The 10213-nt window shown below is 67.6% G+C and carries 6 protein-coding genes and 1 pseudogene; 2 read left to right on the top strand and 5 right to left on the bottom strand.

Annotated elements, in window-relative coordinates; translation table 11 throughout:
• Positions 1–226: 226 nt before the first annotated feature.
• Positions 227–1852, top strand: coding sequence for an MFS transporter (locus ACFXHE_RS41400; RefSeq protein WP_379390787.1), 1626 nt, complete (start codon positions 227–229; stop codon positions 1850–1852).
• A gap of 123 nt (positions 1853–1975) precedes the next feature.
• Here the strand turns inward: ACFXHE_RS41400 and ACFXHE_RS41395 are convergent, their stop codons facing one another.
• From ACFXHE_RS41395 to ACFXHE_RS41375, 5 genes and pseudogenes are all read right to left on the bottom strand, one after another.
• Positions 1976–3376, bottom strand: coding sequence for an MMPL family transporter (locus ACFXHE_RS41395; RefSeq protein WP_379390785.1), 1401 nt, complete (start codon positions 3374–3376; stop codon positions 1976–1978).
• A 160-nt stretch (positions 3377–3536) separates the two neighbouring features.
• Positions 3537–4859, bottom strand: a pseudogene (locus ACFXHE_RS41390) (beta-ketoacyl synthase N-terminal-like domain-containing protein); the annotation flags it as partial.
• A 71-nt stretch (positions 4860–4930) separates the two neighbouring features.
• Entirely contained in the window at positions 4931–5212 is a 282-nt protein-coding gene (locus ACFXHE_RS41385; RefSeq protein ID WP_379390783.1) for an acyl carrier protein, read from the bottom strand.
• Positions 5213–5245: 33 nt separating this feature from the next.
• A complete protein-coding gene (locus tag ACFXHE_RS41380; RefSeq protein ID WP_379390781.1) occupies positions 5246–6991 on the bottom strand; it encodes a fatty acyl-AMP ligase in 1746 nt (581 codons plus the stop codon).
• Positions 6992–7159: 168 nt separating this feature from the next.
• Positions 7160–8443 (bottom strand): cytochrome P450, encoded by a 1284-nt coding sequence (locus ACFXHE_RS41375; RefSeq protein ID WP_379390779.1) that lies wholly within the window; start codon positions 8441–8443, stop codon positions 7160–7162.
• Positions 8444–8550: 107 nt separating this feature from the next.
• On the opposite strand from ACFXHE_RS41375, the gene ACFXHE_RS41370 reads away from it, so the two are divergent.
• The gene (locus ACFXHE_RS41370; RefSeq protein WP_379390777.1) at positions 8551–10185 is read left to right on the top strand and encodes a GMC oxidoreductase; all 1635 of its coding nucleotides are present in this window, start codon (positions 8551–8553) and stop codon (positions 10183–10185) included.
• Positions 10186–10213 lie beyond the last annotated feature (28 nt).

The raw sequence follows: 10213 nt of genomic DNA, 5'->3' as shown, positions 1-10213 counted from the left end.
CTCTGGGGCGTGCTGTGCCCGCGGGGAAGGGGCCGGTGGGGCATTTCGACCCGTCCCTGATGAGTCTCGCCACCGTACGGAAATAACCCACGTGGCGATGCCGCAAGCCCGACCGGACGGCAGGTGTGCCGCCATACAGCACGACCGTGACGATGCGGATTCACCCGACTGCGGCCACTCTGCACCCAGCACGCCGCCCGACCGCAGACGTTGGATCGCGCTTGCCGTGGTCCTCGTCGCGGGGTTCATCGATCTGCTGGATTCCACCATCGTCAATGTCGCGGTGCCGAGCATCCAACGTGACCTCGGGGCGCAGTATGCGCAGCTCGAATGGATCGTCGCGGGATACGTGCTGGCGTTCGCGGCAGTTCTTATCACCGGTGGCAGGCTCGGCGATATCTACGGCCGCCGCCGGGTGTTCCTGACGGGCGTTGCCGGGTTCACCGCCGCCTCGGCGCTGTGCGGCATCGCCGTCAGCCCCGGCATGCTCATCGTCTCGCGGTTTCTCCAGGGCGGAAGCGCGGGGCTGATGGTGCCGCAGATCCTCGCGATCATCCACGTCACATTCCCGCGCGCAGAGCGCGGCCGGGTGTTGGGCATCTTCGGTGCCGTGGTCGGATCGGCGGCAGTGGTCGGGCCGACCGTCGGTGGTGTGCTCGTCGACTGGAATGTGTTCGACCTCCAGTGGCGGCCGATCTTTCTGGTCAACGTCCCGGTCGGGATCGCGGCCGTCGTGGCGGCCCTGTTCGTGGTGCGCGAATCGAGGTCCGCGACCGCTCCGAAGCTCGACCTCGTCGGCGCCACCCTCGCCACGGCCGCGATCGCGATGCTTGTGTACCCGCTCACGGAGGGACGCCGATTCGGCTGGCCGGCCTGGACTTTCGTCATGATGGCGGGCGCGGTCGCGATGCTTGCGGTCCTTGCCGTCCACGAGAACCGGCGAACCCGCACGATCGGTTCACCGCTGATCGTGCTCGGATTGTTCCGGCGGCGGTCGTTCTCGATCGGCAGTCTGCTCTGGCTGATCTTCTGGATCGCGCTCGGTGGCTTCTTTCTCGTCTGGACGCTCTACATGCAGGTCGGCCTCGGCTGGTCGCCGCTGCGGGCCGGTCTGACCTTCGGCGTGTTCGCTGTCGGCGCTGCGGCGGCGGCAGGCATCTCCGTGGAGGTGCTCGTACCCCGGTACGGGCGGCGAGTGCTGATGGCGGGAGCACTGCTCAATGCGGCGGGCTTCGCCGGCTACGTGTGGGCCGCGTGGCACTATGGTCCCGCGATTACCTCGTGGGAAATGATTGCGCCGCTGGCCATTTCGGGTCTCGGCTTCGGCCTGGTCGTCTCGCCGACCATCGATTTCGTGCTGGCCGAGGTCCCCGGGGACGATGCCGGTTCGGCGTCCGGTCTGCTGAACACCGCTCAGCAGCTCGGCATCGCACTCGGGGTCGCACTCGCCGGCGTGGTCTTCTTCGCCCAGCTCGACAGTGGTTCCGGCCGCGGCGTCGACGTGGTCGCACCCCAGGTCCGCACCGAATTCACCGCGGCCGGCCTGAACACACAAGCGCAGACGCAGATCCTCTCCGGCTTCCGGGCATGCGTGCAGGACAGATCGGCCGGCACCAACCCCGCCGAGACCCCTCCGAGCTGCCAGGCGATCCAGGGTCCGTCCGCCCAGCCTGGAAAGCCCGATCGGATCACCGAAATCCTCAGCGACGCAGGCAAAAAGGCCAACGCCGAGAACTTCTCCCGTACGTTCGGGCTCACGCTGTGGTGGGGCGTAGGAATTCTCGCCGCCGTCTTCGCGGGATTCTTCGCGGTGCCGCGACGCGCAGAACACCACGATCCGAACGATCTCTGACTATCGAACTTCCTTGTACCAGCGGGCTCAGATGGTGTCTCATGTCGCTGTGATTCGTTCGCCGCGTGTCGGATTCGGTTGCGCGGCATGATGTCCGGCCGTGATCGACGAGTTGTCGAGCTGTCACCGGCTCGAGCTCCGGCTCGAGACCGTCTTATCGGGAGTGTGGCCGCACAACCTCTGCCGACCGAGTGCCGCGCGAAGGGGCATCATCCCGCGAGTTGTCCTGCGACCGAACCTGTCGCTCGACGGCCTGTCGATGGCGATCGCTTCGGCGACCATCGGTGGCCGCACCCGTGGGCTGGTCGACGATTCTTTGCAGCCGATGCGGGCGTGCAGCCGGCGCAATGGTCGTGGCGCCCACCAGTTCAGGTCGCCGGCGATCCGCATGAAGGCCGGGACCAGCACGCCGCGGATCAAGGTGGCGTCGACGAGGACGGCCAGTGCGGTGCCGATACCGAACATTTGCATGAACGACAGGCCGGTCGCGAACGACAGCAGTGTCACGGTGAGCAGGGCCGCCGCGCTGCTGACGATGCGGCCGACGCGGCCGAGGCCCTCGATGGTGGCCGCGGTGGTGTCCGCGCCGGCGTCGTGTGCCTCCTTGATGCGGCCGAGCAGAAAGATCTCGTAGTCCACGGAGAGGCTGAATGCGATGCAGCACAGCAGCACCACCATCGCGATGTTGAGCGGTGCCGGGGTGAAACCGAGCAGCCCGGCCAGGTGACCGTCCTGGAACACCCAGACCAGCGCGCCCAGTACGGCCGAGAGCATGAAGATGTTCAGCACCAGCGCCTTGATGGGCACCACGATGCTCCCGGTGAACAGGAACAGCAGCACCAGTGTCGCTCCGGCCATGATCGCCAGCGCCGGTGCCAGCCGGCCGGTGATCGCGGCGCGGCTGTCGATCAGCGACGCCGTCGGCCCGCCCACCGAATGGTCCCCCGGCAGTGCGCGAATCGCGCGCACCAAAGCCTGCGAAGCCGGGCTCTGAACGGTCGTCGACGGCTGTACCTCTACGAATCCGGTTGTCCCCGAGAGGAACCGGGCGGCAGCCGGCCCGGGTGCGGTCACCAGCACGCCACCCTCGTACCGCCCGAAGGCGCCGTCGACGTGGCGGACGCCGGGCATGGTCGAGACGTGCCGGGCGAGCGGTTCCAGCGTTTGCGGGTCGTGATCGGACAGCACGGTGACGGCGTTGGACATGTCCGCCGGGTAGTCGTCGCGGATCGGTGTCGTGACCTGCCGGGCAGCGGAGTCGGCCGGCAGCGCCCGCTCGTCCGACGTCGCGAACTGTGCGTGCGCGAACGGGATTCCCATCAGGAGCAGCAGCGCCATGACTCCCAGCGCGGCCCGCAGCGGCCGGCGCGTGACGGCCATCGCGGTGCGCCGCCAGAATCGCGACGGCTGCGCCAGCCGATCCCGGCGGCGGCGCAATGCCAGGGCATCGACGCGGGATCCGAGCAGGCTCGTCAGCGCCGGCAGGACGACGACCGCGGCCAGCGCGGCCAGCAGCACCACCACGATCGCGGCAATCCGTCCGGTCGCCGACCGCGAACGCCAGCCGATGCCGGCCGGAGGACTTCACGAGATTGCTCGACCAGCACAGCCGATTCAGGGCGGCGGGATCGTGGTCGATGTGGTCGGCGAGCCGGACGGCGTTGCGCCGCAGACCATCCCGGTCGTTCGAGGAGACGGTGAGCACGCCGCCGCCGTCGGTCGCCGCCGGAACGCTGGTCGCGGGAGCGCCGGCCAGCAGCATATGCGCATTGGTCCCGCCCATGCCGAAGCTGCTGACGGCGCCGTGAATCGGGCCGTCCGGCAACGGCATCGGCTCATGCAGCAGCCGCAGCCCGTGGGCGGCCAGCCGCAGCCGCGGATTCTCGTCGGCGGCGAACCTGGTGGGCGGGACGACGCGGTGGCGCAGGCTGAGCGCCACCTTGATCAGGCCGGCGATGCCGGCCGCGCCCTCGGTGTGGCCGAGGTTGCCCTTGATCGACCCGATCGCGCACGGCTGCGGCCGCTCGACTGCGTGCACCGCGCCCAGCGCCTTGGCCTCGATCATGTCGCCGAGAACCGTTCCCGTGCCGTGTGCCTCGACGAAGGCGACCTGCTCCGCGGACACGCCGGCGCGCCGGTAGGCCTCGGCGATCACCTGCTGCTGTGCCCAGCGATTGGGCGCAGTGATGCCGTTGCTGCGCCCGTCGTTGTTCACCGCACTGCCCTTGATCACCGCGTGGATCGGCAGACCCTCGGCCAGGGCATCGGCGAGCCGCCGCAGCACCACCACCGCGACACCCTCACCGCGGCCGATGCCGTCGGCCTTGCCGCTGAACGGCTTGCACCGCCCGTCCGGGGCCGACAGGCCGGCCTGGGTGTAGAAGACATTGAGCGCGGGCGTGACGGTGATGTTCACCCCGGCGGCGAGAGCCTGATCGCATTCCCCTGCCGACAGTGCGACACACGCCTGGTGCACCGCGACCAGCGAGGACGAGCAGGCGGTGTCGATCGCCAGGCTCGGGCCCTTCAGGTCCAGCTGATAGGAGATCCGATTCGCGGTCATGAAATAGCCGTTACCCGAACCCATTTGGGGCGTGATGCGCGTGTAGTCGCGCATGTGCACGGTTGCCCACTCGTTGGCCATGACGCCGACGAAGACACCGGTATTCGACCCGGACTGGCGGCGGGGGTCGAGGGTGGCGTCCTCGAACGCCCGCCAGGCGGCCTGCAGCAGCAGCCGCTGCTGCGGATCCATCGCTTGCGCCTCGCGCGGAGCGATGCCGAAGAACTCGTGGTCGAATGCGTCGGCATCGCAAAGGAATCCGCCACTGCGGTTGTTGACCGATCCCGGTCCGCCCGCCGGATCGTGGAATTCGCCTGCCCGCCAGCGCTGCTCGGGCACCTCGGTGACGGCATCGGCGCCGGCCATCAGCAACGCCCACAACGCTTCGGCATTCGGCGCCTGCGGGAACCGGCAGTCGAGGCCGACGATCGCGATATCGGTCATGCTGTGTCGATCGGGCATGCGCGGCGGCTCTGCGTGGTTACGCTGTGCTGCCGCCTCCGAGCCTTGACCGCTCATGCCGCCCACTCACGGTGCAGGCCGGCCTCGTTCGCGATGAATCCGGCCAGTTCGGCGATCGTCGGATAGTCGAACACGACGGTGGCGTCGAGTTCGAGATCCCACTCGTCCTCGACCTCGCCGCACAGGCTCACCGCGGATACGGAGTCCAGGCCGAGTTCGGCCAGCGGCAGCATGGTGTCGACGCTGTAGGCGGGCTGGTCCAGATAGCCGGCGACCCGCTCGACGAGCCACTCGATGATCGGCGCTGCCGCACCGGCAGCCGTGTGCGTGTGCATCGTGTTGATCCCCTTGTGGTTTCGGCTGTCGAATCAGCCGAGGGTGGCCAGTGCGCGGGTGCGCAGCCGTTGGACGGACGGTTCGATCTGTTCGTGCAGCACCGAGTCGATGGTGTCGTCGAAGAAGGCCGCTTGCATGGAGCTGCGCTGCACCTTGCCGCTGGTCGTGCGGTGCACGCTGCGGTGCTCCACCAGCACCACATTCGGCGCCGGCAGGTCGAACGCCGCGGCCACGGTGGCGCGGATGCGGGTTGCCAGTTCGGCGGGGGTCGATGCGCCCAATGCGGTGGTCCGCACGCCCTGGATCAGCGGCAACCGCTCCTGCCGGCCGGTTTCCACGGCCAGTGCGACTCCCAGTGAGTCGGTGAGTGCCGGGTGCTCCGCGCGGACGGTTTCCTCGATGTCGTGGGGGTACAGATTGCGGCCGTTGACGATGATCAGGTCCTTCAGCCGGCCGGCCACGAAGATTTCGCCGTTATGGATCGCGCCGAGGTCGCCGGTGCGCAGGTACGGTCCGTGCCCGGCGATGCGCGCACCGAACTTCTCGCGTGTTTCTTCCGGTCGGTTCCAATAGCCTTGTGCCACACTGTCTCCGGTGATCCAGATCTCGCCGACCCGACCATCGGGCAGCGCCTGCAGCGTGTGCGGATCCACGATCCGGATCTCCATTCCCGCTACTGCCGGCCCGTTACCGACCAGGCGGATTCCGTGCTCGGCCGGCACCAGCCGGTGGGCTTCGAGCTGAGCCGGATCGACGGTCAGATACTCGAGCGGGCGCCCGGGCGGGCTGATGGACCCGATCAGCGTCGCCTCGGCCATGCCGTAGCCGGGGGCGAAGATGTCGGCGGCGAATCCAGCCGGGCCCAGCCGCTCGATCACCGCCTCGAGGGTCCGTGGCCGGATCGGTTCGGCACCGACGAGCGCCCCCCGCAGCGACGACAGGTCGAGCTCCGCCAGCTGCGCGTCGCTCACGCGCCGGGCGATCAGGTCGTAGGCGAAGTTCGGCGCGACAGTGGCGCGGGCGCGGTAGCGGTGGATGGTCTCGAGCAGGCTCACCGGTCGTTTGAGGAACGTCATCGGTGACATGAACACCAAGTTCGCGCCGTGGTACATCGGCTGCAGCAGCATGCCGATCAACCCCATGTCGTGGAAGTGCGGCAGCCATCCGACCGTGGTGTCGAGATCGGTGGCGTTCAGGACCGCACTGGTGGCGGCCGCGTTGTGCACGAGATTGCGGTGGGTGACCACCACACCCTTGGGCGCACTGGTGGAGCCGGAGGTGTACTGCAGGAATGCGACTGCGCCGGAATCGATCTCGGGCATCACCCAGGCCTCCGGATCACCCAGCTCGGCGGTATCGGTCGCGGCGACCGACACCTGCACGCTCGCCTCCCGGGCCCAGGCGGCGAGCGGATCCCGGAATTCACCGGTCGTCAGCACCAAACCGGTCCCGGTGTCCGTGAACATCGCCGCCACCCGCTGCATGCTGCGCGCATCGTGCGGTACCGGGGCAGGTACCGCGATCACGCCCGCATACAGGCAGCCGAGGAAGGCCCGCAGGAATTCGAGTCCGGGGGGATACAGCAGCAGCACCGGCCGGTCGGCCTCCGGGCGTTGTGACAGCCAGACCGCCATCGCCCGGGCATCGCGGTCGAGTTCGCGATAGCTCGCCGGCTGCTCGATCAATTCGCGGCCCTGCTCGCGCAGATACGTGTAGCGCCGAGTGTCGCCATAGGTAGCGGCCTGCTCGCGAATGTGCGCGACGAAGGTGGACTGCATTCGTGAACTCCCGGGATTTGATTCGTGTACCAGGTGCGACAGATTTGCTGGGTAGTTGTCGCACTACTTGGAAAAGAATCTTCCGGGTCGGCGGTTACGCCGAATAGCCACCAAAGGTGGAGACCACCTGCACTTCCTGGGGCCACATTCCCGCTGGAGGGGGCACTGCTAGTCGGCGTATACCTTGGCGGGCATGGAGCGGTAGGCGTGCAGGTTTCGCAGGGGATGCGGGATCGGCGGGCCGTCCAGGCGCAGATCCGGGTACCGCTCGAAAAGGGCTCGCAGCGCGATGGCGCCTTCCAGCCGGGCGAGCCGGGCTCCCAGACAGCCGTGTATCCCGCTGCTGAACGCGAGATGCTCCGCGGCGTTGTCCCTGGTCACATCGAATTGCTCGGGGTTGGGGAAGACCGTGGGATCGTGGTTGGCTCCGGCCAATGACAGCAGGACCAGGGAACCCGATCTGATGTGCTGATTATCGATATCGACGTCACAGTTCGCGACCCGGCCGGTCATCCGCACGGGACCGTCGTAGCGCAGGACTTCCTCGACCGCGTTCGGCCACAGCTCCGGCCTTGCGGCCAGCAGTTCCAGCTGGTCCGGATGGCTTGTCAGCAAGGCGATTCCGTTGCCGAGCATGTTCACCGTCGTCAAGAATCCGGCATCCAGGAGCAGGGCCGCATTGGCCTCCTGCTCGCGGCGGGTGAGTTCGTCATTCGCCACCAGCATGCTGAGCACGTCATCGCGCGGCTCGGCGGTGAGCCGATCGAGGTGCTGGTCGAAGTACTGTTTGACTTCGGCCAGGTCTTTGACGGCGTCGCGATAGGTGGTCCAGGCCAGGCCTCGTTCGAGCAGCGGCGCACCCGAGTCTCCCCATTTCAGCAGGGTCGAATGCATCTCCTCCGGCAGCCCGAGAATTTCGGCGATGATCGTGACCGGCATCTGCGCGGAAAAATCGCTGATCAGATCGGGTCGAGGATTCGAATCCAGGCGATCGATCAGGTCATTGGCCACTTCGGCAACTCGCTCCTCCAGCGTCGCGATCGCCTTCGGGCCGAATGCGTGCCCGACCATGCGCCGGTACCGGGTGTGATCCGGCGGATCGGTCACCAGCATCGAGGGCGGTTCTCCGAGGTTGGGAAGTCCCGGATCCGTCTTGGCCAGCATCCAGCGGATCGGCTTCGGCAGGGCTGGATGATTGGGCGAGACCACACCGAAGCGCCGGTCTCGGAGAACGAGTCGGCAGATTTCGTAATCTGCGGTGATGTGCACCCCCGACATCTGGGGAATCCGGCCCTGCCGCCGGATGTCCTCGATATGCGGCGATGAGCCGAGCAAGCTGTCCGGGTAGAGGGCGAGATTCCCCAGCGGCTCACCACGACGCGCCGACCACCGGAGGTAGGTCCGCAGGAAGCCGTGCATGAGCAGCCACCGAGTCCATGTGCGAGTCAACATCGTCACCTCTCACTCCCGACCCGCTCCCTATGATAGTGATTCGCTATGGGCTGTCGCAGCTGCTCGGGGGTGATGGAGTGACGTTCGGATCAGGCGAGGGGCCCACCGTGGACAGGCGCAGGTTCATAAAGGGCGTCGGCGCGGCTGCGGCGACGCTGGGCTTTGCGAGCGTAGGCGCGGCCATATCTGTCGCACGGGCCGACGATTTCGACCAGAGCTCGAAGACGCCGGAATATCGCACGCTGGTGCCGGAGATCTTCGAACCCCTGCCGGATCCCGCCGATCACGTACCGGCGATCGTCGTCGGATCAGGGTTCGGGGCGTCGGTCACCGCGCTGCGCCTGGCGCAGGCCGGGATGGACGTCGCAGTGCTCGAGCGCGGATCGCGCTGGCCGAATGATCCGTGGCGCAACATCTTCACCGTCGACACGGTTCCGGATGGCCGCGGCTTCTGGCATCGCACCACCTTCACCGGGGTGAACAGGATCCCGCTTGCTTTCGATCCGTTCGGCGGGGTCCTCGATGTCTGCAGCTACCCGGGCATCGACGTGTGGCGCGCCGCGTGTGTCGGCGGCGGCTCGGTCGTGTTCACCGGGGTGATGATCGAGCCGGAGCAACGGTTCTTCGATCACGTATTCCGCGGCGTGGTCGACTATCGCGAGATGCATGACGTCTACTACCCCAGGGTCCGAAAGATGTTGCGGCTCAGCCCGATACCGGACGACATCTACAACTCCTCCGCGTTCGTGCACTCCCGCGCCTGGGACGAACAGGTGCGCGCGGCCGGATACACGCCGCAGCCCATCGACGGCATCTGGAGGTGGGACGTCATCCGCGACGAGCTGGCCGGGCGATCGAACCCGTCGGCGACGGTGGGCTGTTCGGACCTCGGCAACTCCAACGGCGCGAAGTTCGATCTGAACCAGAACTACCTGCTCGGTGCCAAGGACACCGGCCGCGCCCGGATCTACCCGGGCCATCGGGTGGACACCATCGCCGAGGAGCCGGGAGCGCCGGGTCGCTATGCCGTCGCCGTGACCAAACTCGCCCCGACCGGCGAGGTGCTCCGCACCCGGACGCTGACCTGCGACAGGCTGTTCCTGGCCGCGGGCTCCCTCGGCACCTCCGAGCTGTTGGTGCGCGCGCAGGCGACCGGCACACTGCCGAACCTGAACGAGCACATCGGCGAGGGCTGGGGCAGCAACGGCGACGTCGCCCTGGCGCGGCCGCTCACCGTGTTCGATGTGGGGACGCAGGGTGCGCCGTCAGCGAGCCGGATTCTGGACGAGACGGGCGCACCCGTGACGCTGGAGAGCTGGTACATCCCCGGCACGACGCCCTTCGACATCGGCCTGCTCGGATCGCTGGGCATCGTGCTCGACGACACCCGCGGCCGGTTCGTCTGCGATCCGGCCAACGGGCGCGTGGACCTGCTGTGGCCAACCGGCGGCGCCGCCGGTTATCTCGCGCGAGCGCGCGAAGTCAACGGCACCATGATCGATAACGGTCAGGCTTTTGCTCTTTCGGGCCTGGACGCGGACGCGTCGTTCACCGCCCATCCGTTGGGCGGCGCAGTGATCGGACGCGCGACGGACGAGTACGGCCGGGTGCGTGGTTACCGGAACCTCTATGTGATGGACGGGGCGGCGGTGCCCGGTAGCACCGGAACGGTGAACCCCGCGTTGACGATCAGCGCGCTGGCCGAGCGCAATATCGAACAGATCATTCGTTCCGGCGGGTAGCTGAATAGTCCAGCGATACAGTCGAGAG

It is taken from the genome of Nocardia sp. NPDC059229, assembly GCF_042754165.1.
Lineage (GTDB): Bacteria > Actinomycetota > Actinomycetes > Mycobacteriales > Mycobacteriaceae > Nocardia.
This window is presented reverse-complemented; position numbering and strand designations above follow the sequence as displayed.

What these genes read in the sequence shown, in the direction of transcription:
- ACFXHE_RS41385 (WP_379390783.1), bottom strand. Translation starts at nt 5,212, where the DNA reads ATGCACACGCACACGGCTGCCGGTGCGGCAGCGCCGATCATCGAGTGG.
- ACFXHE_RS41380 (WP_379390781.1), bottom strand. Translation starts at nt 6,991, where the DNA reads ATGCAGTCCACCTTCGTCGCGCACATTCGCGAGCAGGCCGCTACCTAT.
- ACFXHE_RS41375 (WP_379390779.1), bottom strand. Translation starts at nt 8,443, where the DNA reads ATGTTGACTCGCACATGGACTCGGTGGCTGCTCATGCACGGCTTCCTG.